We start from the raw sequence: 23,790 nt of genomic DNA, 5'->3' as shown, positions 1-23,790 counted from the left end.
CATTTAAGTGAGCAGCCCGACCGCCCGGGGAACGCACTCCGCGGTCACCGGCAGCACCCCCAGCGGCTCGCCGTCCGCGTACGCGCCCAGGCCCGCAGCCTCCAGGGTGATCTTCCTGGCCCGGTGGACGGTCACCTTCGGATGGCCGAGGTGGCGGCCCTTGTAGACCTGCGGGAACACCTTGAGCAGGGTGGCCCGGCTGCAGTCGCCGACCACCGTGACGTCGAAGAGCCCGTCGTCGGGGACGGCGTCCGCGCAGATGCGCATGCCCCCGCCGTAGGAGGACCCGTTGCCGACGGCCACCAGCGTGGCCTCGGTCTCGATCACCGGCCCGTCGTCCAGGGTGATCCGGTACGGGAACGGCCGGAAGGCGGCCAGCTCCGCGATCATCGCCAGGTCGTACTTGAACCGGCCGACCGGCAGCCGCATCCGGTTGCCCCGGTCGTTGACCCGCGAGTCGAAGCCGGAGCACAGCACCGTCCCGAACCACTTCTCGTAGTCGGCGCCGCCCACCCGGCCCAGGTCGATCTCCCGGATCCGGCTCTCCTTGAGGGCTTCGGCGGCCATCTGCCCGGCCCGCGCCGGCTCCCGTACGGGCAGCCCCATCGCGCGCGCGAAGTCGTTGCCGGTGCCCACCGCGACCACCCCGAGCGGCACCGGCGTCCCCGCCAGGGCCTGGAGCGCCAGGGAGACCATCCCGTCACCGCCCACCGCGATCACCGCACCGGTGCCCTCCCGGACGGCGGCCGTCAGCCGGGCCAGCGCGTCCGGCGCGTCGGCGCCCACCACGGTCCGTACGGAGAAACCGGCCGCCCGGACGGCCGAAGCGGCCGGCTGCGCGGCGTGCGCGCCCCGGCCGCGTCCGGCTGTGGGATTGACGAAGAGGGTGACCTCGTAACTCATCCACGGGAATGTACCGGAGCCCGTTCCCGGGCCTCGGTCGCCCCCGGGGACACCTCCCGGCGGCAGCCGGTGGCGTACCCGTCAGGTGGCGTCGTCGTAACCGTTGATCCGCTGGCGGCCGCCGTCGGCCTGCTCGGGCAGGCCCGCGGGAGCCGGCAAGGACTCCAGCTCGCCGATCGGCGCCGGGGTGAGATCCAGCTGGGAGGCCTCGTCGTCGCTCAGATCCGCGTCGGGGTCGTTGCGCCTGCGCCTGCGGTCGTTGAGGAGACAGATGCCGAGCGCGGCGAAGTAGAGGGCCACGATGGGCACGGCCAGCGCGAGCATCGTCGGCGGGTCACCGGTGGGGGTCGCGAAGGCGGCGAAGATCGTGATGCCGAGGACCATGCCCCGCCACCAGCTCGCCAGCCGCTTGCCGGTGAGCACACCGGTGAAGTTCAGCAGGATCAGCAGCAGTGGCAGCTCGAAGGCCAGGCCGAACACGATCACCATGCGGGTGACCAGGTCGAGGTAGTCGTCGACCGGCAGCAGGTTGCGCGCGTGGTCGGGAGTGAACTCCAGCATGATCGTCGCGGTCTGCGGGAGGATCTTGTACGCGATCACCGCGCCGGTCAGGAAGAGGGGCACACCGACCGCGACGAAACTGCGCGCGTACTTCTTCTCGTGACTGTGGAGCCCGGGCGCGGCGAATGCCCACAGCTGGTACAGCCACACCGGGGCGGACAGCACCACACCGGCCATCAGCGCGACCTTCAGGGCGATCGAGAACGCCGAGATCAGGCCGTTCACGGTCATGTCGGCGCAGGGGCGGCCGTTGCGCTGGGTCACCACGCCGTCCGTACAGCCGACGGAGTCCAACATCGGCTTCAACAGGAAGTTGATGATCTCCCGGTAGAAGAACGCGGCAACGATCGTGATCAGCACGATCGCCAGGACCGACTTCAGCAGGCGGTTTCGAAGCTCACGCAGGTGCTCGACGAGAGGCATGCGCCCTTCGGCGTCCTTCGCCTGTCGTTCTTTCTTCTCCTGCTTGCGGGCAGACTTGAGCAACCCACGTCCCTTGTCTCGTTGCAGATGACTGGCGTGTACGGCGGGTGTCAGCCCTGGGCGGTGCGGTTCGGCTCGCCGACCGGACGCGAGCTGCTGACGTCACCCGGAGCGGCCTGGATGGTACGCGGGGCGACGGGCTGCGCGGACTGGTCCGCGGGCGCGGCGGTGGCGGCGGCGTCGTCGTCGCTCTCGCCGTCCTTCTTCATGGCCTTGGCCTCGCTCTTGAGGATGCGGGCCGACTTGCCGAGGGAGCGGGCCATGTCGGGAAGCTTCTTGGCGCCGAACAGCAGGATGATGAGTCCGACGATGACGAGGATTTCCCAACCCCTGAAGTTGCCCATAGGTATCTTCCTTCTTCTCCGAGGTTCACAGCACGCCGGACGGGCGCCTAGGACTTGCTCTACCGAGGATCGTAACCCCAGGGGGTTAACGCCCGGCAATCCCCGGGGGTCCTCCCGCTTCCACTCGGGCAGGTTCGCAATGCCCCGGACACACACATTCGTCCTGCGGCAAGACACCCCCCTAGGGGCGTACGCCGTGTCCGGCCCGGGCCAGGTCGACGGCCGCCCGCTCAAGATCCGCGGAGGCGTCGGTGACCCGGCGGCTGGCCTGCGCCACCTGGGAGGCCAGTCTGCGCACCTCCACGTACACCCGCACCGCGAGCACGGCGAGCACCGTCACTCCGAGGAAACCCAGGGCAATTGCGAACATCGGCCACAGCATGGGGCGAGCCTAGGCCACCCGCCCGGTCAGATGCTGCGCAGGGTGCTCACGCCACCACCGGTGAGCAGTTCCACGATCCGCTCGCCGGCGGGTTTGCGTACGGCGGCACCACAGTCAGGACAGGTGAAGGAATAGAAAGTGGTCCGCCGGCTACCGCCGATGGCCAGCCGCAGGGCGCCCGCGTCCAGCTCGAAGCGGGCGCGGCAGTCGGGACAGGAGGCCTTGAAGGCGACGGGCCCGGACGTTGGCGACATCGACCGCGCTCCCCTCAGACCTGTTCCCCGTACCCCGCCAGTGCTTCCCGGGCCGCGCTGCGCGCGCTGTCCGCCAGCTCGGCCGGAGCCACGATCCGGCCCTCACGGCCCAGCCGCAGCGCCAGCCGGCGCAGCGAGGCCGGGTCCGGGCTGCGCAGGGTGATCCGCAGACCGCCCCCGGGCAGCTCCTCCGCGCTGTCGTGCGGGTAGTACTCGGCGACCCAGCGCCCGCCCGGCCCCACCTCGACCACGACCTCCGGGTCCTCGGCGGCCGGCTGGACCAGGCCCTCGGACAGGTCGCGCGGCTCGATGGCGGGCGGCTCGGCCCGCTCGTCCAGCAGCCGGATCTCCGCGACCCGGTCGAGGCGGAAGGTGCGCCGGGCCTCCGAGAGGTGGCACCAGCCCTCCATGTACGTGTGCCCCACCGCGAAGAGCCGGATCGGGTCGACCGTGCGCTCGGTGAGCTCGTCCCGCGCGGGCGAGTAGTAGCGCAGCCACAGCCGCCGGCGCTCCGCGATGGCCCGGTCGACGTCCGCGAAGACCCCGCCCTCGGACTCGAAGGTCACCGACAGCCGGGAGCTGGCCCCGGCCACCTCGCCCGCGGCGGCCTCCAGCTTGGCCGTGGCCCGCAGCAGGGCGTCCCGGTCGCTCTCGCGCAGCCCGGGCAGGGTGGCCACCGCGCGGGCTGCCACCAGCAGCGCGGTCGCCTCGTCGGCGGCCAGCCGCAGCGGCTCGGCGGTGGACTCTCCGGAGGCGTCGGGGTTGCGCCACCAGATGCGCTCCCCGTCGGTGTCGATGTCGAGCAGGTCCCCGCCCCGGAAGCTCGTCCCGCACATGGGCAGCACGTCGAGGTCCGAGATCAGCTCGTCCTCGGTGATCCCGAAGGCGCGCGCGACGTCCGCGACGTGCGCACCGGGGCGCTCGCGCAGATAGGTCACCAGGGACAGCATCCGGCGGGTCTGGTCGATGGCGTTGGCAGCCATGCTGGTACGTCTCCCCCTCAGGGCACATCTGTGGATGTCGCTCGTGTGGAACGGTGCGGCCGCGGATCGGCCGCCGGGCCCGCGGGCCCCGGGATCGGCCCCGGTCAGGCCCCGGCCACGGCCCGCAGCCGGTCCACCACGTCCGCCCGCAGGTCGGCGGGACCGACCACGACGACGTCGGGCCCGAACTCCACCAGCCAGGCGTCCAGCCCGTGCCCGTACGGGATCTCCAGCTCGTCCCAGCCGTCCCCGCCCTCGCGCACCGCGGTGGCCTTGGCCCGCAGCGGGTAGCCCGCCCCGGCCCGCAGCCGGATCAGCGCGCTGCGGTCCGCGCTCTCCCCGGCCCAGCTCGCCACGGTCTCCCGTACGGTCACCACGTCCGGCACCTCGGCGGTGTACTTCGCGGCCCGGGAGCGGACCTTGCCGGTGATCCGGGAGAGCCGGAACACCCGCTCCGCCCCGCGGTCGCGGTCGTAGCCGGCCAGGTACCAGTGGCCGCGCCAGCACTCCAGCGCCCAGGGCTCGACCTGCCGGGTCTCGGGGCTGGCGGCGGTGGACTTGCGGTAGTCGAAGACCACCGGCCGGCGGTCCCGGCAGGCCAGCATCAGCGGCTCGAAGGCCGCCTCGTGGACCGGGATGCGCGGCTCGATCGCGCTGTGCTGCCCCGCGTACGGGTCCTCCGCCTCGGGCATCCCGCCCGCGCGCAGCTTCTGCAGGGCCCCGCTGGCGGCCCCCGCCAGCCGCGCCTGCTGCCAGACCTTGGCCGCCAGCCCCAGGGCGGCGGCCTCCTCGGCGTCCAGCGAGACGGGAGGCAGCCGGTTGCTGTCCCGGCGGGCCAGGTATCCGGTCTCGCCGTCCAGGTTCTCCACCGTCTCGATGACGAGGCCGAGTTCACGCAGGTCGTCCTTGTCCCGCTCGAACATGCGGTTGAAGGACTCGTCGTTGCCGGCTTCCATGTAGGCCTCGATGGAACCGCGCAACTCCCGCTTGCTGAGCGGCCGGCGGGTCCCCAGCAGACACAGCGCCAGATTCATCAGCCGCTCGGCCTTGGCAATCGCCATCGACGCCCTTCCGCCCTTCTCCGCCTGCACATCCGTCGGACCGTCACACGGGCCGCGACCCGACACGGACGGACCCATTGACCGTTGACCGTACCGCCCCGGCGCGCCCGGGCAAAAAACGAGGGGCCCCCTCCGGACGGCGGGGGCCCCTCAACCGATCGCGGAGGTCCGGATCAGCCGACCTTGACCAGGTCGCAGACGAAGATCAGCGTCTCGCCCGGGGCGATCGCACCGCCCGCGCCACGGTCGCCGTAGGCGAGGTGGGCGGGGATGACCAGCTTGCGGCGGCCGCCGACCTTCATGCCCTGGACACCCTGGTCCCAGCCGGCGATGACCTGACCGATGCCGAGCTGGAACTGCAGCGCGGAAGCGCGGTTCCAGGAAGCGTCGAACTCCTCGCCGGTGGAGAAGGCCACACCCACGTAGTGGACGGAGACCAGGTCGCCCTTCTTGGCCTCGGCGCCGTCGCCCAGCCAGATGTCCTCGATCACGAGGTCCTTGGGGGCCTCGCCCTCGGGGAAGTCGATCTCGGGCTTCTGGAGGTCACTCACGGAACTTCTCCTCATACGTACGAAACGGTCAACCGGAACAGTCTTACATCACCGCGAGGATGTCGAGGCTGAAGACCAGCGTCGACTTCGCCGGGATGGTGCCCTGCTCCTTGTCACCGAAGGCCTGGTCCGGCGGGATGACCAGCAGGATGCGGCTGCCGGCCTTCTTGCCGACGATGCCGTCCTTCAGACCCTTGACCGAAAGCTCACCCAGCGGCCAGGTGACCGTCTGGTCGCTGGTGTAGGTGCTCTCGAAGGACTTGTCGTCCTTCCACGTCTTGCCGTTGAACTTGACGACGACGCTGTCGGTGTCCTTCACGACCGCGCCATCACCCTCCAGGACGTAGTCCGAGACCAGCTTGGTGGGCTCGGCGGTGTCCTTCGGGACGGTCACGGAGACTTCCTTGCCGTCCGTGTTCGTGCCGACCTTGGGCAGGTCCTTGTTGTCCTGGGCGACTTCCTTGCCCGTGGCCGAGGCCGGGACGGTCGCGCCCTTGACGATGTCCACGACGAAGACCAGCGTGGCGTTCGGCTTGATCTTCTCGCCCGAGCCCTGGGCTCCGTAACCGAGCTCCGGCGGGATCACCAGCTCGACACGGCTGCCGACCTTCTGGCCCTCCAGGCCCTGGTCCCAGCCCTTGATGACGGCGCCGGCGCCGATCGTCACGTCGAACGGCGCGGGCCGCCCGAAGCTCTGGTCGAACGGCTCCTTGCCGTCCCACACCTGGCCGAGGTAGTTGACCTGCGCGATGTCGTTCTTCTTGAGCACCTGCCCGGCGCCCTCGCTGATGGTCACCACCTTGAGTTCCTTGGGCGGCGCGCCCTTCCCCTTCGACAGGGTGGGCGTCTCCCCGAAGGCGGCACCCTTGGTGATCGCGGGGGCCCCGTTCTTCATCTGGGCGGAGTCGGAGCCGCTGTCGTCGCCACACGCTGCGGTCGTCAGCAGCAGCAGGGGTACGACAAGCAGGCCGGCAAGTCGGCGCACGTGTTCCTCAGATCTCAGACGGCAAAGCGGTCGCTCGCCACTCTAAGCCGTGCACAGGGCCCCGTACGAGAGACGTACGAGGCCCTGGCGAGGAGTGCGATGTCACACTGCGGTCACTCTGCGGGTCCTACATGCCCGCGATCAGCTTCTCCACCCGGTCGTCCACCGACCGGAACGGGTCCTTGCACAGCACCGTCCGCTGCGCCTGGTCATTGAGCTTCAGGTGCACCCAGTCGACCGTGAAGTCCCGCCGCTGCTCCTGCGCCCGGCGGATGAAGTCCCCGCGCAACCGTGCCCGCGTCGTCTGCGGGGGCACCGACTTGCCCTCGAAGATCTTCAGGTCGTTGCAGATCCGCGCCGCCTGCCCCTTGCGCTCCAGCAGGTAGTACAGCCCGCGCCGGCGGTGGATGTCGTGATACGCGAGGTCTATCTGAGCCACCCGCGGATTCGACATGGTCATGTTGTGCTTGGCCCGGTACCGCTCGATCAGCTGGTACTTCATGACCCAGTCGATCTCGGTCCCGATCCGGTCCAGGTCCTCCGCGTCGATCGCGTCGAGCGTGCGACCCCACAGCTCCAGCACCTGGTCCACCACGCCGGTACGGATCCCCCGGCGCTCGGCGAAGTCCACCGCCTTGTCGTAGTACTCCCGCTGGATCTCCAGCGCCGAGGCCTCCCGGCCGCTCGCGAGGCGCACCTTGCGCTGACCCGTGATGTCGTGGCTGACCTCACGGATCGCCCGGATCGGGTTCTCCAGGGTCAGGTCCCGCATCACCGTGCCCGCCTCGATCATGCGCAGCACCAGGTCGGTGGCCCCGACCTTGAGCAGCATGGTCGTCTCGGACATGTTCGAGTCACCCACGATGACGTGCAGCCTGCGGTAGCGCTCGGCGTCCGCGTGCGGCTCGTCCCGGGTGTTGATGATCGGCCGCGAACGGGTCGTGGCAGAGCTGACGCCCTCCCAGATGTGCTCGGCCCGCTGACTCACGCAGTAGACCGCACCCCGCGGCGTCTGCAGCACCTTGCCCGCGCCGCAGATCAGCTGCCGCGTGACAAGGAACGGAATGAGAATGTCCGCCAGGCGGGAGAATTCCCCGTGCCGGGCCACCAGGTAGTTCTCGTGGCAGCCGTACGAGTTGCCCGCCGAGTCGGTGTTGTTCTTGAAGAGATAGACGTCGCCCGCGATTCCCTCCTCGTGCAGGCGGCGTTCGGCGTCGACGAGCAGACCTTCGAGAATGCGCTCGCCTGCTTTGTCGTGAGTGACCAGCTCGGTCACGTTGTCGCATTCGGGAGTTGCATATTCCGGATGCGAACCCACGTCGAGGTACAGGCGGGCGCCGTTCCGCAGGAAGACATTGCTGCTGCGGCCCCATGACACAACACGGCGGAAGAGGTAGCGCGCCACTTCGTCAGGAGACAGTCGGCGCTGTCCCCTGAACGTGCACGTGACGCCGTACTCGTTCTCCAGCCCGAAAATGCGGCGGTCCATGACTGAACATTACGCCTTCTGCCCTCTTCTGAAACCGGGTTCGGGAGCGCCATTTCGATCAGCCCCCCGCAGCGGGCCCATCGACGCCCCGATCACGGCCCGATCGGCCCATCCGGCGCACCCACCGATCAGGACGCCGACGGCACCTCCGACGGCACGTCAGAAGAGCCCTCCGGCACACCGCCGGACGAGCCCGCCACCGCGCGACTGCGCCCACCCGTCGCCAGCACCCGCTGAGTGACCATCAGAACCAGCAGCGCCGAAAAGCCCGCCACGCTCGCCACACCGAAGCCCGCCGCCGTACCGCCCAGCTCCACCGCCGGCCCCGCCGCCGCCGTACCGATCGCCGCACCCACCCCGAAGAACGTCACCAGCCACGAGAACGCCTCCGTCACCGTGCCCGCCGGAGCATGCCGGTCCACCACGATGAACGCACACGCCAGCGCGGGCGCCAGGAACACACCCGCCAGCGCCGACAGCCCCGTCATCGCCACCGCGCCCGGAACCAGCATCAGCGGCAGATAGCAGACCGCCAGCAGCGCCACCAGCAGCCGCAGCCGCCGCTCGGGCGCACCGGCCCACTGCCGCGCACCGTAGAACACACCACCGATCAGCGCGCCCAGCCCCAGCGCCGCCATCAGCCAGCCGTACACCGCCTGACCGCCGTGATCATCCGCGTACGCCACACCCGCCACGGTGATCGAACCCAGCGCCATGCCCACGAAGAAGAACGCACCCAGCAGCGCCAGCAGCCCACGCGAACGCAGCGCCCCCAGCCAGTGCGCCTCCCGCGGCGCCGAACGCCACTTCCGGGACGGCTCACTGACCACCACGGACAGCGCACCCAGCACACCGATCGCGTTCAGCGCCAGCAGCGCCCCCGCCGGCGACCACATCGCCACGAACAGCGTCACCAGCAGCGGACCGACGGTGAACATGACCTCCTGGGCCACCGCGTCCATCGCGTACGCCGCGTGCACCTTCTCCTCGCGGCCGCCCAGCACCCCCGGCCACAGCGCCCGCAGCCCGCCCTCCAGCGGCGGCGTGAACAGCCCCGCGACCACCACCGCGGCGTACGCGGCCACCGCCGACCCCGTACCCGCGAGCGCCAGCCACACCATGCCCAGCGCCGAGACCACCGCGGCCGGCAGCTGCACCCGCGGCTGCCCGAACAGGTCCACGGCCCGCCCCAGCAGCGGCTGACCCACCGCGTTCGCCAGCCCGTAGACGGCGGCCAGCGCCCCCGCCAGGCTGTAGCTGCCGCCCTCGGCACGCGTGAACAGCACGATCGCGATCGGCCCCGTGGCATTGGGCAGCCGGCCCACGAGCGTGCCCACCAGCAGCCTCGCGGCGTGCCTGGTCCTCAGCAGCTCCGCGTATCCCGCGGCCATGTCGGCCCCCTTCTGCCCGGATCCCGCCGGGGAGTACCCAAGTAATACGTATAACTAGACCTGTCATACGTACCATGGCCGCAGTCCGCCGGTCCACCCCGCAGACCCGCCCACACCCCCGACCTCGCACTTCAGGAGCACCCTGTGACGAGACCCACCAGCCGCGACGTGGCCACCGCCGCCGGGGTCTCCCAGGCCACCGTCTCCCTCGTCCTCGGCGACAAATGGCCCGGCCGCGTCTCCGAACGCACCGCCACACACGTCCGCGAAACCGCCACCCGCCTCGGCTACCGCCCCAACCTCGCCGCCCGCAACCTCCGCCTCGGCACCACCCGCACCGCCCTCCTCGTCGTCCCCGCCCTCACCAACGAATTCTTCGCCCGCGTCTACACCGGAGCCGCCCGCGTCGCCGCCGAACACGGCTTCGGCGTCGTCCTCTACCCCTCCCCCGACGGCACCGGCCCCGCCCGCGACCCCTTCGCCTCCGCCCGCGCCGCCCTCGACGGAGTCATCGCCTCCTCCATGGCCGCCCACACCCTCGACGCCATCGGCGGCAACGCCCTCCCCCTCGTCATGCTCGACAGCGACCCCGCCGCCGACACCGCCGCCGCCCACGTCAACCTCGCCATGGCCGACGGCATGCGCCAGGTCACCGAACACCTCCTGGCCCACGGCCACCGCCGCTTCCTCCACCTCGCCTCCGCCGTCGACTCCTGGACCTTCGACACCCGCGCCGAAGCCCTCACCGCCCTCCTGGGCCCCGACACCGAGCTGCGCACCGTACGGGCCCCCCTCACCGTCGACGCCGCCCGCACGGCCATGGAGGCCGCCCTGGCCACCCCCCAGGACCGACCCACCGCCATCGTCTGCGACGACGACATCCTCGCCGCCGGCGCCTGCAAGGCCGCCCGCCGCCTCGGCCTGCGCATCCCCGAGGACCTCTCCGTCACCGGCTTCGACGACCTCGCCCTCGCCACCGCCGTCGAACCCGAACTCACCACCGTCCACCTCCCCGCCGAACGCGTCGGCGAACAGGGCATGACCGCCCTCCTCGCCGTCCTCGAAGGCACCCCCTGGACCGCCCCCGACATCCCCGTCCGCCTCGTCGTCCGCGCCTCCACGGGCCCCGCCCCCGCCCCCTGACCGCACCCGGGACGCGTGCCCGGACACGACGAAGCCCCGGCCCGCCGAGAACGGCGAACCGGGGCCCCGCACACACGGCGACTACTCGGCGTCGTCCTCCGGCGCCTCGTCGTTCGACACGGCATCGGCCTGCACCGCCGCCGTCACATCCGCCTCCAGCAACCGCGCCAGCTGCCGGCCCCGGATCCGCTTGAACTTGCGCTGCTGCGCCCGCGTACGGTCCAGCACCGCGACCTCCAGCCGCTCCGCCGGAATCGTCTTGTCCGCGCCGTTGGCCTGGCTGGACAGCGCCTGCACCGCCAGCTTCAACGCCTCCGACAACGTCATCCCGTCCTGGTGACGCTGATCCAGGAAGGTACTGATCTGCTCGGCATTGCCGCCGACCGCGACCGAACCGTGCTCGTCCACGATCGACCCGTCGTGCGGAAGCCGGTAGATCTGGTCACCCGCGGCCGTCGCACCGACCTCCGCGACCACCAGCTCCACCTCGTACGGCTTCTCACCCGCCGAGGAGAAGATCGTGCCGAGCGTCTGCGCGTAGACGTTCGCCAGCCCACGGGCCGTCACATCGTCACGGTCGTAGGTGTACCCGCGCAGATCCGCGTACCGCACACCGCCGATCCGCAGGTTCTCGTACTCGTTGTACTTACCGGCGGCCGCGAAGCCGATCCGGTCGTAGATCTCGCTGAACTTGTGCAGCGCACGGGACGGGTTCTCGCCGACGAACACGATGCCGTCGGCGTACTGCAGCACGACCAGGCTGCGACCGCGGGCGATGCCCTTGCGGGCGTATTCCGCCCGGTCGGCCATGGCCTGCTGGGGTGACACATAGAACGGAGTCGACACCGGCTGTCCGTCCCTTTCTTCTGGGCTCCTACGGGGCGACGGATGGTCAGAGCAGGGCGGCGCGCGGGCCGTCGGGCTGCTCCAGCCGACGGTTGGTGACCGTACGGGCGAGCTCCTGCGACTCGTCGTCGGTCAGCCTGCGGAACCCCTCGTCCGTGATCACGGTGACGATCGGGTAGATGTGGCGGTACAGGTCCGGCCCACCGGTCGCCGAGTCGTCGTCGGCGGCGTCGTACAGCGCCTGGACGACCAGGGTGGTGGCCTGCTCCTCCGTCAGATCGGGACGGTAGAGCTTCTTCATCGAGCCCCGGGCGAAGATCGAACCGGAACCGGTGGCGGCGTAGCCGTGCTCCTCGGAGCGGCCGCCGGTCACGTCGTAGGAGAAGATCCGGCCCTTCTCCTTGGCCTCGTCGAAGCCCGCGAACAGCGGCACGACGGCCAGGCCCTGCATGGCCATCCCCAGATTGCTCCGGATCATGGTGGAGAGCCGGTTGGCCTTGCCCTCCAGGGACAGGGTCGTCCCCTCCACCTTCTCGAAGTGCTCCAGCTCCAGCTGGAACAGCTTCACCATCTCCACGGCCAGGCCGGCCGTACCGGCGATACCGACGGCGGAGTACTCGTCGGCGGGGAACACCTTCTCGATGTCCCGCTGCGCGATCATGTTCCCCATGGTCGCCCGCCGGTCACCGGCGAGGACCACCCCGCCGGGGAAGGTGGCGGCGACGATGGTCGTCCCGTGCGGCGCCTCGATCACGCCTTCCGGCAGCCTGCGGTTGCCGGGCAGCATCTCGGGCGAGTGCGCGCCCAGGAAGTCCATGAAGGACGACGACCCCGGCGTCAGGAAGGCTGCCGGTAGACGCCCTGTGCTACGAGTGTTGGGTTCCACAGGTTTCCTTCCACGTAAGCGGCTGCACGCCTCATGACGTCCGGCCGATCCTTGAACTGCCCCAGGGCTGCGTTACAGCTGAAGCACAGTACGCCTCGGACCTTACCCGTCGGATGATCGTGATCCACATGTTCTGCAGGAGCATTCCGGCAGAGCAGGCAGCTCCCGCCCTGGGCCTCGATCATGGCGTCACGCTCGTCTTCGGTGATGCCGTAGTGGCGCTTGAAGTACGAGGCCCGGTTCCGTTGAGCTCGGCACTCCTTGCAGTAGCTGGCCCAGCCGTCCGAACTCGTCTTGTTACGCTCCCACTGCGAGTGAGGCTTGATCTCCCCGCACTGGGGGCACCGTTTGTGGCCGGACGGCACAGGTACCTTCACCCGCACCGTCCGCCCCTTCGCCTCTTGCTTCTGCTTGTAATGCTCGGCCTGGCATTCACGGCAGTACGCCTGCAGACCGTCCCGCATCGCGCGATTACTTGCGAAGGCCTCGCACAACTGAACGCGTTTGCACCGCGAGCAGCACTTCATGCCTTCTGGCGCCGCTTCGGCCACCCCGCCCCCAACCTTCAATTCGAAGGCTATATGAATCCAGCGAGCCCTACTGGCCACCCTTTTGCACGAACGACCTCACGAAATCCTCGGCGTTCTCCTCCAAGACATCGTCAATCTCGTCAAGTACGGAGTCGACGTCGTCGGAGAGCTTCTCCTGGCGCTCCTTGAGGTCGGTCGATTCCTCGACCGCCGCCTCCTCGACCTCCTCGGTCGAGCGCGTCGCCTTCTGCTGTCCGCCGCCGGTGTCCTTGGTCGCCATGTCTACCTCACCCCGCTCGGTTCGCACGCTCATGTCGAGAGACCCCGGGATTCGGGATCTCTCAAGATCAGACCCTACGTCGGACCCTATAGGGAGGGTCCGACATTCGTCCCCGCACTTGTTCAAAAGGTCGCGGAACAACGTCCGGTTCTCTTCATGATTCCCGGACCGGAGGCCTTTCAGGCCCGCTCACTGCCCCGAAAGCACCCGGACCAGGTCCTCCGCCGTGCGACAGCGGTCCAGGAGCTCCTTGACGTGGTTACGGGTCCCCCGCAGGGGTTCCAGCGTCGGGACCCGCTGGAGCGAGTCCCGGCCGGGGAGGTCGAAGATCACCGAGTCCCAGGACGCCGCGGCCACGTCGTCCGCGTACTGCTCCAGGCAGCGGCCGCGGAAGTACGCCCGGGTGTCCTCCGGAGGCTTGCTCTGAGCCCGCTCCACCGCCGGCTCTTCCACCAGGCGCTGCATCTTGCCGCGGGCCACCAGGCGGTTGTACAGGCCCTTCTCGGGCCGTACGTCCGAGTACTGGAGGTCCACCAGGTGCAGCCGCGCCGCGTCCCAGTTCAGCCCGTCCCGGCGCCGGTAGCCCTCCAGGATCTCCTTCTTGGCGATCCAGTCCAGCTCCCCCGACAGGCTCATCGGGTCGCTCTCCAGCCGGCCCAGCACGTCCTCCCAGCGGGCCAGCACGTCCTTGGTCTGCTCGTCCGCGTCGGACCCGAAACGTTCGTCCACGTACTTGCGGGCCAGCTCGAAGTACTCCATCTGCAGTTGCACCGCGGTCAGTGTCCGGCCGCTGCGCAGCGTGATCAGGTGCTGCAGGTCCGGGTCGTGGGAGACCTGGTGCAGGGTGCGTACGGGCTGGTCGACGGCCAGGTCGACGTTGATGAACCCGTCCTCGATCATGGACAGGACAAGTGCGGTCGTGCCGAGTTTGAGGTACGTGGAGATCTCGGAGAGGTTGGCGTCGCCGATGATCACGTGGAGCCGGCGGTACTTCTCGGCGTCCGAGTGCGGCTCGTCGCGGGTGTTGATGATGGGGCGTTTGAGGGTGGTCTCCAGGCCGACCTCGACCTCGAAGTAGTCCGCGCGCTGGCTGATCTGGAAGCCGTGTTCGCGGCCGTCCTGGCCGATGCCCACGCGTCCCGCGCCGGTCACGACCTGTCGCGAGACGAAGAAGGGGGTCAGGTGGCGCACGATCTCCGAGAAGGGGGTTTCCCGCTTCATCAGGTAGTTCTCGTGCGTGCCGTAGGAGGCGCCCTTGTTGTCGGTGTTGTTCTTGTAGAGGTGGATCGGCTGGGCGCCGGGGAGCTGGGCGGCGCGGACGGCCGCCTCGGCCATGATCCGCTCGCCGGCCTTGTCCCAGAGGACGGCGTCGAGCGGGTTGGTGATCTCGGGCGAGCTGTATTCGGGGTGTGCGTGGTCGACGTAGAGCCGTGCGCCGTTCGTGAGGATGACGTTGGCGAGGCCGATGTCCTCGTCGGTCAGCTGGCTGTTGTCGGCGGCCTCGCGGGCGAGGTCGAAGCCGCGGGCGTCCCGCAGCGGATTCTCCTCCTCGAAGTCCCAGCGGGCGCGTCGCGCCCGGTGCATCGCCGCCGCGTATGCGTTGACGATCTGGGATGAGGTGAGCATGGCATTGGCGTTCGGGTGCCCCGGGACGGAGATCCCGTACTCCGTCTCGATCCCCATTACTCGCCGTACGGTCATGCGGCCCTCCTTGCCCGGCGGCGCTCCCCTTTCGGGAGCGGCGCTCAAGTACCGCTGGTGCTCCGGTGCGTGTGCCTGTGCGGTGCCCGTCCCCGCACTGCGCGTCCGGCGGTACGGAAGAGCCTAGAACCACTGCGCGCTCGTGGGGAGATCATTTCCGTCATTGGATCCGCCTCGTCACCGGCTGAAAAGCGGCCGGCAATGCGGTGGGGTAAAGCAGTCGGCTGCGGATGCCCGGGGTGGGCATCCGCAGCCGCCCCGCTTTGTCAGAGGTACTGACCGGTGTTCGCCACCGTGTCGATGGAGCGTCCGGTGTCCGCGCCTTGCTTTCCGGTGACGAGGGTGCGGATGAATACGATCCGCTCGCCCTTCTTTCCGGAGATGCGGGCCCAGTCGTCCGGGTTGGTGGTGTTGGGCAGGTCCTCGTTCTCCTTGAACTCGTCCACGCAGGCCTGGAGCAGGTGGGAGACCCGCAGGCCCTTCTGGTTGTGTTCGAGGAAGGCCTTGATCGCCATCTTCTTGGCCCGGTCGACGATGTTCTGGATCATCGCGCCGGAGTTGAAGTCCTTGAAGTAGAGGACTTCCTTGTCGCCGTTGGCGTACGTGACCTCAAGGAAGCGGTTCTCCTCGGTTTCGGCGTACATCTGCTCGACGACGGTCTGGATCATGCTGTGGACGGTGCCGTCCCTGGAGTCCTGGTGTTCGGACAGGTCGTCCGTGTGCAGGGGCAGCGAGGCCTTGAGGTACTTGGCGAAGATGTCCTTCGCGGCCTCGGCGTCCGGGCGCTCGATCTTGATCTTCACGTCGAGCCGGCCGGGGCGCAGGATGGCCGGGTCGATCATGTCCTCGCGGTTGGAGGCGCCGATGACGATGACGTTCTCCAGGCCTTCCACGCCGTCGATCTCGGCGAGCAGCTGGGGGACGATGGTGTTCTCCACGTCCGAGCTGACTCCGGATCCGCGGGTGCGGAAGAGGGATTCCATCTCGTCGAAGAAGACGATGACGGGGGTGCCCTCGCTCGCCTTCTCCCGGGCACGCTGGAAGACGAGGCGGATGTGCCGCTCGGTCTCGCCGACGTACTTGTTGAGGAGTTCGGGTCCCTTGATGTTCAGGAAGTAGGACTTTCCTGCTGCCTGTCCGGTCACCTCGGCGACCTTCTTGGCAAGGGAGTTGGCGACGGCCTTGGCGATGAGCGTCTTGCCGCAGCCGGGCGGGCCGTAGAGCAGGATGCCCTTCGGGGGCCGCAGTTCGTGTTCCTTGAAGAGGTCGGGGTAGAGGTACGGGAGCTCGACCGCGTCGCGGATCAGCTCGATCTGGTCGCCCAGGCCGCCGATCTTGTCGTAGTCGATGTCGGGGACCTCTTCGAGGACGAGGTCTTCGACCTCGCTCTTGGGGACGACCTCGTAGACGTAGCCGGAGCGGGGTTCGAGCAGGAGGGCGTCGCCGGGGCGGATGGTGATGTCCAGGAGCGGCTCGGCGAGCCTCACCACCCTTTCCTCGTCGGTGTGCCCGACGACCAGGGCGCGCTCGCCGTCCTCAAGGATCTCCTTGAGGGTGACGATGTCCCCGGCCCGCTCGAATTCCATGGCCTCGACCACGTTGAGGGCCTCGTTGAGCATGACCTCCTGGCCGCGCCGGAGGTCTTCCGGGTCGACGCTGGGGCTGACGTTCACGCGGAGCTTTCGGCCTCCGGTGAAGATGTCGACGGTGCCGTCCTCGTTCGCTTGCAGGAAGACACCGAAACCGGCCGGCGGCTGTGCGAGCCGGTCGACTTCTTCCTTGAGGGCCACGATCTGGTCTCGGGCCTCACGGAGGGTATTCGCGAGTCGTTCGTTCTGTGCGGATACGCCGGCCAGATTTGTCTGGAGCTCGACGATCCGCTCTTCGAGAATCCTCGTGTGTCGCGGAGAGTCGGCGAGCTTTCGTCGCAGGACGGCGATTTCCTGCTCGAGATAGGCAACCTGGCCGGCGGGGTCCTCGGACCCTCGCGCGGGCCGGATGCCGCGGTTGATGTCGTCGTCGTGGGCTGCCACGGTCCTCACCTCCTCCAAGGGGAGCTGGACGCTTCCTGACCCTACCTGGGCTGGTGGTGATTGAAACCCCTAGATCACAAAGACGGTAGAGGTGTGTCCGATCTTCACCCTTGCGTACTCCCTCACGCCAAGGAAATACCCACCCATCAAACTCGGGAAGCAGCCGGTTGTAAGGTCGAACTGTTCAACACCCGTCAGGGCCCGCGCGACTTGCTGCGGGTTGTGACCGGGATGGATCACTCAGCGCAGGGAACGGCAGGAGATATGACCGTGCAGCAGGAGGCTCCGACGGGCGGCGGCGGCGAGGCCGGCGAGCCGCTTGAGGTCTGGATCGATCAGGACCTGTGCACCGGGGACGGCATCTGCGTGCAGTACGCGCCTGAGGTGTTCGAGCTGGACATCGATGGTCTGGCGTACGTGAAGAGCCCGGAGGACGAGCTGCTGCAGGACGCGGGGGCGACCACTCCGGTTCCGCTGACGCTGCTCCAGGACGTGGTCGACTCGGCGAAGGAATGTCCGGGGGACTGCATTCATGTGAGGCGCGTTTCGGACAGGGTGGAGGTCTTCGGTCCCGACGCGGAGTGACGCTTCAAACACTCCTGGCGGCCGAGTCCGTCAGCTCCTGGCGGAATTTTCCGTCGTGCCAGCGCCACTTGGCGAGCTGTTTCGTGTCGGGGCTGTAGCGGGGTACGTCGGGTGAGGAGTAGCCGACGAGGGTTGCCGTGACGAGTCCGTCGCGCACGGTGAGCTCGGTGGCGGTCTGTCGTCGCGCGCTGTCGAGCAGGGTGGCGACGACGCGGGGGCGGGCGCCGTCGGCCCGGTCCCGGGTGAGTACGTAGATCGCGTGGGGCGGGGTGCCGGAGCCGGCGTCGCAGCGGACGGCGGCGACGGTCTCGGGGCGGCCGTCGCCGTCGAGGTCGCCCTGGGCGCTGGTGGTGACGGTCTGCGGGGCGCCCTTGCAGTCGAGGGGGTAGGTGACCCCTGCCGGGTCGGGTGCGGTGGCCTGGGGGCCCTTCGCGGGGGTTTCCGCGGTGCTCGCGGTGGTGTCGGTGGCCGGGGTGCCGGTGGCGGGCTGTACGAGTCCTGCGGCGGCTATGACGGCTGCCATGGCGGTGGCCGTGGCGAGCCAGTGGACGGGCCTGGTGCGGCTGTGCTCCAGGGTGTGCGGGAGCGGGGCCGTCTCGGCGTGGCTGTGCGGCACGCGGGGTGTCTCCTGTGCGAAGGGTGACGAGGAGCCAGCATCGTGCCACACCTCACAGGGAGGTGGAACGGCTGGGTCCGGGGCTGGTGCACGGGACAACGAAAAGGCGCTGTGGCGCAGTTCCCGGGTGGGTCGGGGGAACTGTGCCACAGCGCCTTTGTGTTGGGTCTGCGGGGCCGTTATGCGGAGCGGTCGCTGCCGGGGCCGTCGTAGTCCTCGCCGTAGGCGCCCTTGGCGGGGCGGCGGCGGCGCATGGGGGGCTCGACGCCGTCCGCGAGGCGGCGGGCGGTGACGAGGAAGCCGGTGTGGCCGATCATGCGGTGGTCCGGGCGGACGGCGAGGCCTTCCACGTGCCAGTTGCGGATCATCGATTCCCACGGCTGCGGCTCGGCGAAGCAGCCGATCTCGCGGATGGACTCGACGGTCTTGGACAGCTGGGTGGTGGTGGCCACGTAGCAGCAGAGGATGCCGCCGGGGACCAGGGCCTTGGAGACGGCTTCCAGGCATTCCCAGGGGGCGAGCATGTCGAGGATGACGCGGTCGACGTCCGTGTCGGACAGGTTGTCCTGGAGGTCGCCGACGGTCAGCTGCCACGCGGGGTGGGGGCCGCCGAAGTAGCGTTCGACGTTGGCGGTGGCGATCTCGGCGAAGTCCGCGCGGCGCTCGTAGCTGTGGAGCATGCCCTGGTCGCCGATGGCGCGCAGCAGGAAGCTGCTCAGGGAGCCGGAGCCCACTCCCGCTTCCACGACGCGTGCGCCGGGGAAGATGTCGGCGAAGGCCAGGATCTGGCCTGCGTCCTTGGGGTAGACCACGGCGGCGCCGCGGGGCATGGACAGGACATAGTCGGGGAGCAGGGGTCGCAGCGCGAGGTATGCGACGTTGCCCGTGGTGCGGACAACGCTGCCTTCGGGAGCACCGATCAGCTCGTCGTGCGGGAAGGAACCCTTGTGGGTGTGGAAATTCTTCCCGGCTTCGAGCGTGAACGTGTAGTGGCGGCCCTTGGGGTCGGTGAGCTGTACCTGGTCCCCGACCTCGAAGGGCCCGCGTCGGCGGGCGGCACCGGTCGGTTCGGACATGTGACCAGTGTATTGGCTTCAGGACTGGGGCCGTGCCATGGCCTTCACGAAGGCCTTTTCGACGTCGAGGGTGGACAGGACGCCGTAGATGGCGCCGCCGGGTTCGAGGACGAGGTATTCGGTGGCGGGGGTGGCGCGGAGGTGGTCGAGGAGTTCTTCGCCGGTGAGGTCCGCTGAAACCTTCATGCCGTCGGTGAGGTCCTGGGCGAGGGTGCTGACGGCGACCCAGGGGCGGCGGTGTTCGGGGACGGAGGCGATGGCGGTTTCGCGGACGATGGCGGTGGGGTCGCCTTGTCCGTCGACGACGACGAGGGCGCGGGCGCCGGCTTCGTTGGCGCGGCGCAGGGCTTCGGAGAGGGGGGTGGCGTTCTCGACGGGGATGGCGCGTCGGGTGAGGGTGCGGGCGCGCAGTTCGGGGAGGTGTTCGCGCAGGCGGGCCATGCGCAGGCTGTTGCCGGCGCCGGTCCAGATGATGCCGGCGAGGATGGCGGCGAGCAGGGCGTCCATGACGGTGTTCATGCCGCCGATTTCCTCGGTGCGGTTGCCGAGGACTCCGGTGTGGGTGAGGAGGGGGAGGCCGAGGAGGACGGCGAGGGCGAGGCCGCGGCCGACCCAGGCGGCGGCGACGGTGCCGGCCATGGGTTTGCCGGTGATGCCCCAGATGACGGCGCGGAGCATGCGGCCGCCGTCGAGGGGGAGGCCGGGGAGCAGGTTGAAGGCGGCGACGAGGAGGTTGGAGATCATCAGGCCGGCGAGGAGGACGCCGGGGACGGTGGCCGGGTCGACGGCTTTCATGCCGAGGTAGAAGGCTCCGGTGAGGAGGAGGGAGAGCAGGGGGCCGACGAAGGCGAGGACGAATTCGCGGCCGGGTGTCTCGGATTCCTTTTCGATCTCGGAGACTCCGCCGAAGAACTGGAGCTGGATGCGGCGCACGGGGAGCTTGAAGCGCAGGGCTGCGACGGTGTGCGCGAGTTCGTGGACCAGGACGGAGGCGTAGAAGGCGACGGCGAAGAAGAGGGAGACGAGGTAGCGGACGGGTCCGAGGTCGGGCAGGACGCGGTCGAGCTGGTCGCCGAAGACCCAGGTGATGAGGGCGGCGACGAGGAACCAGCTGGGCGAGACGTAGACGGGTACGCCGAAGGGGCGGCCCATGAGGAGTCCGCCGCCCGGTCCGGAGCGGCCGCGTGAGCGCTCGCCGGTTTCGTCGGTGTCTGCCACGGCTGTCCTTCGTTCGGTGCTGGTGTTTCCAGTGTGTTCTGTTCGCGTACGGGGTGGTGCTGTAGCGGGTTGTGATGCTCCGATCATGCAGTGCGAGGGGGCTTGTCGTCGATGGTATGCGCGTCCTGTCGGTGGTGGGTCGTAGGGTTTTGTGCATGACGACGAGCCCCGGTGCTGTGCCTGGCGCAGCCGATGCCGATGCGCGGAGCGCTGTGGCGCCCTCTTCGCTCTCCCCTTCGCGGGCGAGCGATTTCATGCAGTGCCCTCTCCTGTACCGGTTCCGGGTGATCGACAGGCTGCCGGAGAAGCCCAGTGCCGCTGCTACCCGCGGGACGCTGGTGCATGCGGTGCTGGAGCGGCTTTTCGATCATCCGGCGCAGGAGCGGACGGCGCCGCGGGCGAAGGCGTTGGTTCCGGGGCAGTGGGACCGGTTGCTGGAGTCGAAGCCGGAGCTGACGGAGCTGTTCCCGGAGGGTGACGAGGGGGCGGGGCTGGCGCGGTGGCTGACGGAGGCCGAGGCGCTGGTCGAGCGGTGGTTCACGTTGGAGGACCCGACGCGGCTGGAGCCGGTGGAGCGGGAGTTCTTCGTGGAGACGGAGCTGGAGTCGGGGCTGCGTCTGCGCGGGATCATCGACCGGGTGGACGTGGCGCCGACGGGTGAGGTGCGGATCGTCGACTACAAGACGGGGAAGGCGCCGCGGCCGCAGTATGCCGAGGGTGCGCTGTTCCAGATGAAGTTCTACGCGCTGGTGGTGTGGCGGCTGAAGCAGGTGGTGCCGCGGCGGCTGCAGCTGGTGTATCTGGGCAGTGGGGACGTGCTGACGTACGACCCGGTGGTGGCGGATCTGGAGCGGGTGGAGCGCAAGCTGCTCGCGTTGTGGGAGGCGATCCGGGAGGCGACGGAGTCGGGTGAGTGGCGGCCGCGGCCGACGAAGCTGTGCGGCTGGTGTGATCATCAGGCGGTGTGTCCGGAGTTCGGCGGCACTCCCCCGCCTTATCCTCTGGTGATCTCCCCGCGGCCGGGGGCGGAGCGCCCGGCGGAGTCCTGATCTTGGTGTCAGGGCAGAATGGTCGGGCCCGCCGTAGCCGTCCGACGAATACGAGGTAGACCCCGTGGCGATCCGCGTCCTTCTGGTCGACGACCAGCCGCTGCTGCGCACCGGCTTCCGGATGATCCTGGAGGCGGAGGAGGACCTGGCGGTGGTCGGTGAGGCCGGGGACGGTCTTCAGGCGCTGGACCAGGTGCGGGCGTTGCAGCCCGATGTGGTGCTGATGGACATCCGGATGCCGCGGATGGACGGGGTGGAGGCGACCCGGCAGATCACGGGTCCGGAGCGCGACGGGCCGGCGAAGGTGCTGGTGCTGACCACGTTCGATCTGGACGAGTACGTGGTGGAGGCGCTGCGGGCGGGGGCGAGCGGGTTCCTGCTGAAGGACGCGCCGGCGAACGAGCTGGTGCAGGCGATCCGGGTGGTCGCGGCGGGTGAGGCGATGCTCGCGCCGAGTATCACGCGGCGGCTGCTGGACAAGTACGCGGGGCATCTTCCGTCGGGTGAGGAGAGCCTTCCGAACACCTTGGGGACGCTGACCGAGCGTGAGGTCGAGGTGCTGAAGCTGGTGTCCCGGGGGCTGTCGAACGCGGAGATCGCGGCGGATCTGTTCGTGAGCGAGACGACGGTCAAGACGCATGTGGGACACGTGCTGACGAAGCTGGGGCTGCGGGACCGGGTCCAGGCGGCGGTGTACGCGTACGAGAGCGGTCTGGTGCGTCCCGGGGCCCAGTAGGCGGGGCGGGGCGCGCATGCGCGAAGGGGGCCGTACGTGCTGACGCGTACGGCCCCCTTCGCGTGGTGCCGGGCCCGCTCTGGGCGGGCCCGGCTCCGGTGGCTCAGCCCTTGCTGATCTCCCAGAAGCGGAAGACGGTGGAGGCGTCGAGGGACCACTGCAGGCCGCTCACGTTCTGGCGGGTGACGGCGTACTGCTTGCCCTGCCAGAGCGGGATGAGCGGGAGCTCGTCGGCGACGATGTCCTGGAGGCGGTTGTAGTCGGTGTTGGCCGCGGTGCGGTCGGACTTCGCGGAGGTCGACGGGATGATCGTCCCGGTGATCTCCTTGTTCTCGTAGTTGTTGTTCAGCACGTTGTCCGGGCCGAAGAAGGGCTGCGTGAAGTTGTCGGCGTCCGGGTAGTCGGGCACCCAGCCCTTGACGTACACGCCGTACTTGCCGGCCTGGATGTCCTTCTCGTACTGCTCGTACTCGACGGACTTGACGTCGGCGTCGAAGAGACCGCTGTCGTTGAGCTGCTTGGCGATGACCTCGAACTGCTGGTCCGTGGAGGGGCCGTAGCGGGACGGGGTGGAGTACAGGGTCAGCTTGACCTTGCCGTTGATGCCGCCGGCCTTGAGGACGGCCTTGGCCTTCTCGGGCTGCGGGGTGCCGCCGTAGCGGTCGAAGAAGGGGGTCGTGTGGCCGGCGATGCCGGTGGGCACGATGGAGTAGAGCGCGGTGGCGGTGCCCGCGTACACGTCCCGGACGAGGGCTTCGCGGTCGATGAGGTAGGCGATGGCCTTGCGCACGGGGAGCTTGCCGACGACGGGGTCGCTGACGTTGAACACCATGTGCTCGACCTCGGCGCCGGTGCCCTGGACGACGTCGACCTTGTTGTCGCCGGTCTTGCTGGAGGCGAGGGCGGCGATGTCCTTGGCGGCGAGGCCGCGGAAGGCGAAGTCGACGTCGCCGCTCTCCAGGACGGTCTTGAGGCCGGCCTGGTCGCCGTTGAAGAACTTCAGCGTGACGCCGGTGTTCTTGGCCTTGGCCTTGCCGCTGTAGGACTCGTTGACGGAGAAGGTGGCGCTCTTCTCGCCGAACGAGTCGAGCTTGTAGACACCGGAGCCGACGGCCTTGTTGTCGGCGCGCAGCTTGTCGGCCGGGTACTCGGTGTGGTCGACGATGGAGCCGGCGCCCGACGCGATCTTGCTGGGGAAGGTGGCGTCGGAGGTCTTGAGCTTGAAGACGACGGTCTTGTCGTCCGGGGCGTCGATGCTCGCGATCGACGCGAGCATCACGGCCGGGCCGTTCGCGTCGTTGATCTTCAGGGTGCGCTCGAAGGAGAACTTGACGTCCTTCGAGGTGAGGCTGTGGCCGTTGCTGAACTTCAGGCCGTCCCGCAGGGTGCACTTGTAGAGCTTGCTGTCGGCGCCCTCGAAGCCGCAGGCCTGGGCGGCGTCGGGCTCGGGGGTGGTGCCGCCCTTGGGGAAGCTCAGCAGCGACTGGAAGACGTTGTTGAACAGCAGCCAGGAGCCCGGGTCGTAGCCCGATGCCGGGTCGACGGACTTCACCTTGTCGGATATGCCCATGACCACGCCCTTGCCGCTGCCGGCATTGGAGCCATCGGTCGAACCGCAACCGCTGAGCAGCGCGGCGGCGGTGGCTGCGCCGAGCGGGGCCGCCAGCCACTGGTTACGTCGATTCACGCGAACGTCCTTCACAG

25 protein-coding genes are annotated in these 23,790 nt (G+C 69.1%); 4 read left to right on the top strand and 21 right to left on the bottom strand.

From position 1 onward, the window contains the following. Positions 1-3: 3 nt before the first annotated feature. The 11 genes from ACFY0D_RS33325 to ACFY0D_RS33275 form a co-directional block, all read right to left on the bottom strand. Positions 4-903 carry a diacylglycerol kinase gene (locus ACFY0D_RS33325; RefSeq protein ID WP_390801661.1) on the bottom strand — a complete coding sequence of 300 codons (900 nt, stop codon included), beginning with the start codon at positions 901-903 and terminating at the stop codon, positions 4-6. A gap of 81 nt (positions 904-984) precedes the next feature. Beyond that, positions 985-1,950, bottom strand: coding sequence for a twin-arginine translocase subunit TatC (tatC, locus tag ACFY0D_RS33320; RefSeq protein WP_390801660.1), 966 nt, complete (start codon positions 1,948-1,950; stop codon positions 985-987). A 47-nt stretch (positions 1,951-1,997) separates the two neighbouring features. Then, positions 1,998-2,291 carry a Sec-independent protein translocase subunit TatA gene (gene tatA, locus ACFY0D_RS33315; RefSeq protein WP_390801659.1) on the bottom strand — a complete coding sequence of 98 codons (294 nt, stop codon included), beginning with the start codon at positions 2,289-2,291 and terminating at the stop codon, positions 1,998-2,000. Positions 2,292-2,472: 181 nt separating this feature from the next. After that, positions 2,473-2,673 carry a hypothetical protein gene (locus ACFY0D_RS33310; protein WP_390801658.1) on the bottom strand — a complete coding sequence of 67 codons (201 nt, stop codon included), beginning with the start codon at positions 2,671-2,673 and terminating at the stop codon, positions 2,473-2,475. Positions 2,674-2,699: 26 nt separating this feature from the next. Further along, entirely contained in the window at positions 2,700-2,927 is a 228-nt protein-coding gene (locus tag ACFY0D_RS33305; RefSeq protein WP_390801657.1) for a hypothetical protein, read from the bottom strand. Between the two features lie 14 nt (positions 2,928-2,941). Next, entirely contained in the window at positions 2,942-3,910 is a 969-nt protein-coding gene (locus ACFY0D_RS33300; protein ID WP_351158384.1) for a WYL domain-containing protein, read from the bottom strand. 104 nt (positions 3,911-4,014) lie between these two features. Beyond that, positions 4,015-4,971, bottom strand: a complete 957-nt coding sequence (locus ACFY0D_RS33295; protein ID WP_301372210.1) for a YafY family protein — start codon at positions 4,969-4,971, stop codon at positions 4,015-4,017. A gap of 173 nt (positions 4,972-5,144) precedes the next feature. Beyond that, positions 5,145-5,537: an FKBP-type peptidyl-prolyl cis-trans isomerase gene (locus tag ACFY0D_RS33290; protein ID WP_390801656.1), complete on the bottom strand. Its 393-nt coding sequence runs from the start codon at positions 5,535-5,537 to the stop codon at positions 5,145-5,147. 28 nt (positions 5,538-5,565) lie between these two features. Further along, positions 5,566-6,507, bottom strand: coding sequence for an FKBP-type peptidyl-prolyl cis-trans isomerase (locus tag ACFY0D_RS33285; RefSeq protein WP_382548888.1), 942 nt, complete (start codon positions 6,505-6,507; stop codon positions 5,566-5,568). Between the two features lie 127 nt (positions 6,508-6,634). After that, a complete protein-coding gene (pafA, locus tag ACFY0D_RS33280; RefSeq protein ID WP_030016332.1) occupies positions 6,635-7,996 on the bottom strand; it encodes a Pup--protein ligase in 1,362 nt (453 codons plus the stop codon). A gap of 128 nt (positions 7,997-8,124) precedes the next feature. Continuing rightward, positions 8,125-9,387 carry an MFS transporter gene (locus ACFY0D_RS33275; RefSeq protein WP_390801655.1) on the bottom strand — a complete coding sequence of 421 codons (1,263 nt, stop codon included), beginning with the start codon at positions 9,385-9,387 and terminating at the stop codon, positions 8,125-8,127. Positions 9,388-9,531: 144 nt separating this feature from the next. Between ACFY0D_RS33275 and ACFY0D_RS33270 the strand changes: the two genes are divergently transcribed. Then, on the top strand, positions 9,532-10,530 hold the full coding sequence (locus tag ACFY0D_RS33270; RefSeq protein WP_390801654.1) for a LacI family DNA-binding transcriptional regulator: 999 nt from the start codon (positions 9,532-9,534) through the stop codon (positions 10,528-10,530). Positions 10,531-10,611: 81 nt separating this feature from the next. Here the strand turns inward: ACFY0D_RS33270 and prcA are convergent, their stop codons facing one another. The 6 genes from prcA to arc form a co-directional block, all read right to left on the bottom strand. Then, positions 10,612-11,376, bottom strand: coding sequence for a proteasome subunit alpha (gene prcA / locus ACFY0D_RS33265; protein WP_301372204.1), 765 nt, complete (start codon positions 11,374-11,376; stop codon positions 10,612-10,614). 46 nt (positions 11,377-11,422) lie between these two features. Then, a complete protein-coding gene (prcB, locus tag ACFY0D_RS33260) occupies positions 11,423-12,262 on the bottom strand; it encodes a proteasome subunit beta (protein ID WP_390801653.1) in 840 nt (279 codons plus the stop codon). Continuing rightward, positions 12,214-12,789, bottom strand: a complete 576-nt coding sequence (locus ACFY0D_RS33255) for an endonuclease VII domain-containing protein (protein ID WP_390801675.1) — start codon at positions 12,787-12,789, stop codon at positions 12,214-12,216. Before ACFY0D_RS33255 ends, prcB begins: the two co-directional genes overlap by 49 nt. A gap of 70 nt (positions 12,790-12,859) precedes the next feature. Then, entirely contained in the window at positions 12,860-13,072 is a 213-nt protein-coding gene (locus tag ACFY0D_RS33250) for a ubiquitin-like protein Pup (protein WP_030016348.1), read from the bottom strand. Between the two features lie 189 nt (positions 13,073-13,261). Next, positions 13,262-14,773 carry a depupylase/deamidase Dop gene (gene dop / locus ACFY0D_RS33245; protein ID WP_390801652.1) on the bottom strand — a complete coding sequence of 504 codons (1,512 nt, stop codon included), beginning with the start codon at positions 14,771-14,773 and terminating at the stop codon, positions 13,262-13,264. A 266-nt stretch (positions 14,774-15,039) separates the two neighbouring features. Beyond that, positions 15,040-16,806: a proteasome ATPase gene (arc, locus tag ACFY0D_RS33240; protein WP_390801651.1), complete on the bottom strand. Its 1,767-nt coding sequence runs from the start codon at positions 16,804-16,806 to the stop codon at positions 15,040-15,042. 264 nt (positions 16,807-17,070) lie between these two features. Between arc and ACFY0D_RS33235 the strand changes: the two genes are divergently transcribed. Continuing rightward, positions 17,071-17,391, top strand: coding sequence for a ferredoxin (locus ACFY0D_RS33235; protein WP_030016354.1), 321 nt, complete (start codon positions 17,071-17,073; stop codon positions 17,389-17,391). 4 nt (positions 17,392-17,395) lie between these two features. Here the strand turns inward: ACFY0D_RS33235 and ACFY0D_RS33230 are convergent, their stop codons facing one another. The 3 genes from ACFY0D_RS33230 to ACFY0D_RS33220 all read right to left on the bottom strand — a co-directional run bounded on the left by ACFY0D_RS33230 (position 17,396) and on the right by ACFY0D_RS33220 (position 20,235). Beyond that, a complete protein-coding gene (locus tag ACFY0D_RS33230; protein ID WP_390801650.1) occupies positions 17,396-18,007 on the bottom strand; it encodes a hypothetical protein in 612 nt (203 codons plus the stop codon). A gap of 179 nt (positions 18,008-18,186) precedes the next feature. After that, positions 18,187-19,083: a tRNA (adenine-N1)-methyltransferase gene (locus ACFY0D_RS33225; protein WP_030016358.1), complete on the bottom strand. Its 897-nt coding sequence runs from the start codon at positions 19,081-19,083 to the stop codon at positions 18,187-18,189. Between the two features lie 18 nt (positions 19,084-19,101). Beyond that, a complete protein-coding gene (locus ACFY0D_RS33220) occupies positions 19,102-20,235 on the bottom strand; it encodes a site-2 protease family protein (protein WP_390801674.1) in 1,134 nt (377 codons plus the stop codon). A 221-nt stretch (positions 20,236-20,456) separates the two neighbouring features. Between ACFY0D_RS33220 and ACFY0D_RS33215 the strand changes: the two genes are divergently transcribed. Together ACFY0D_RS33215 and ACFY0D_RS33210 are read left to right on the top strand one after the other, a co-directional pair. Then, positions 20,457-21,350, top strand: coding sequence for a RecB family exonuclease (locus tag ACFY0D_RS33215; RefSeq protein ID WP_390801649.1), 894 nt, complete (start codon positions 20,457-20,459; stop codon positions 21,348-21,350). A gap of 64 nt (positions 21,351-21,414) precedes the next feature. After that, positions 21,415-22,086 carry a response regulator transcription factor gene (locus ACFY0D_RS33210; protein ID WP_030016364.1) on the top strand — a complete coding sequence of 224 codons (672 nt, stop codon included), beginning with the start codon at positions 21,415-21,417 and terminating at the stop codon, positions 22,084-22,086. Positions 22,087-22,189: 103 nt separating this feature from the next. Here ACFY0D_RS33210 and ACFY0D_RS33205 read toward each other — a convergent pair whose 3' ends face one another. Next, complete coding sequence (locus ACFY0D_RS33205) at positions 22,190-23,773, bottom strand: ABC transporter substrate-binding protein (RefSeq protein WP_390801648.1); 1,584 nt, start codon at positions 23,771-23,773, stop codon at positions 22,190-22,192. Between the last annotated feature and the right edge of the window lie 17 nt (positions 23,774-23,790).

It is taken from the genome of Streptomyces sp. NPDC001502 (assembly GCF_042894785.1).
In the GTDB taxonomy this organism is placed as follows: domain Bacteria; phylum Actinomycetota; class Actinomycetes; order Streptomycetales; family Streptomycetaceae; genus Streptomyces; species Streptomyces kutzneri.
Note: the sequence above shows the minus strand (reverse complement) of the source record. Positions and strands in the feature narration are given on the sequence as shown.

Coding starts and splice junctions, on each gene's coding strand:
- ACFY0D_RS33220 (WP_390801674.1), bottom strand. CDS start 20,235: ATGGGCCGCCCCTTCGGCGTACCCGTCTACGTCTCGCCCAGCTGGTTC.
- ACFY0D_RS33250 (WP_030016348.1), bottom strand. CDS start 13,072: ATGGCGACCAAGGACACCGGCGGCGGACAGCAGAAGGCGACGCGCTCG.
- ACFY0D_RS33310 (WP_390801658.1), bottom strand. CDS start 2,673: ATGCTGTGGCCGATGTTCGCAATTGCCCTGGGTTTCCTCGGAGTGACG.
- dop (WP_390801652.1), bottom strand. CDS start 14,773: ATGACCGTACGGCGAGTAATGGGGATCGAGACGGAGTACGGGATCTCC.
- tatA (WP_390801659.1), bottom strand. CDS start 2,291: ATGGGCAACTTCAGGGGTTGGGAAATCCTCGTCATCGTCGGACTCATC.
- ACFY0D_RS33275 (WP_390801655.1), bottom strand. CDS start 9,387: ATGGCCGCGGGATACGCGGAGCTGCTGAGGACCAGGCACGCCGCGAGG.
- ACFY0D_RS33290 (WP_390801656.1), bottom strand. CDS start 5,537: ATGAGGAGAAGTTCCGTGAGTGACCTCCAGAAGCCCGAGATCGACTTC.
- pafA (WP_030016332.1), bottom strand. CDS start 7,996: ATGGACCGCCGCATTTTCGGGCTGGAGAACGAGTACGGCGTCACGTGC.
- ACFY0D_RS33295 (WP_301372210.1), bottom strand. CDS start 4,971: ATGGCGATTGCCAAGGCCGAGCGGCTGATGAATCTGGCGCTGTGTCTG.
- ACFY0D_RS33225 (WP_030016358.1), bottom strand. CDS start 19,083: ATGTCCGAACCGACCGGTGCCGCCCGCCGACGCGGGCCCTTCGAGGTC.
- ACFY0D_RS33300 (WP_351158384.1), bottom strand. CDS start 3,910: ATGGCTGCCAACGCCATCGACCAGACCCGCCGGATGCTGTCCCTGGTG.
- ACFY0D_RS33305 (WP_390801657.1), bottom strand. CDS start 2,927: ATGTCGCCAACGTCCGGGCCCGTCGCCTTCAAGGCCTCCTGTCCCGAC.
- ACFY0D_RS33235 (WP_030016354.1), top strand. CDS start 17,071: ATGACCGTGCAGCAGGAGGCTCCGACGGGCGGCGGCGGCGAGGCCGGC.
- ACFY0D_RS33325 (WP_390801661.1), bottom strand. CDS start 903: ATGAGTTACGAGGTCACCCTCTTCGTCAATCCCACAGCCGGACGCGGC.
- ACFY0D_RS33255 (WP_390801675.1), bottom strand. CDS start 12,789: ATGAAGTGCTGCTCGCGGTGCAAACGCGTTCAGTTGTGCGAGGCCTTC.
- ACFY0D_RS33215 (WP_390801649.1), top strand. CDS start 20,457: ATGACGACGAGCCCCGGTGCTGTGCCTGGCGCAGCCGATGCCGATGCG.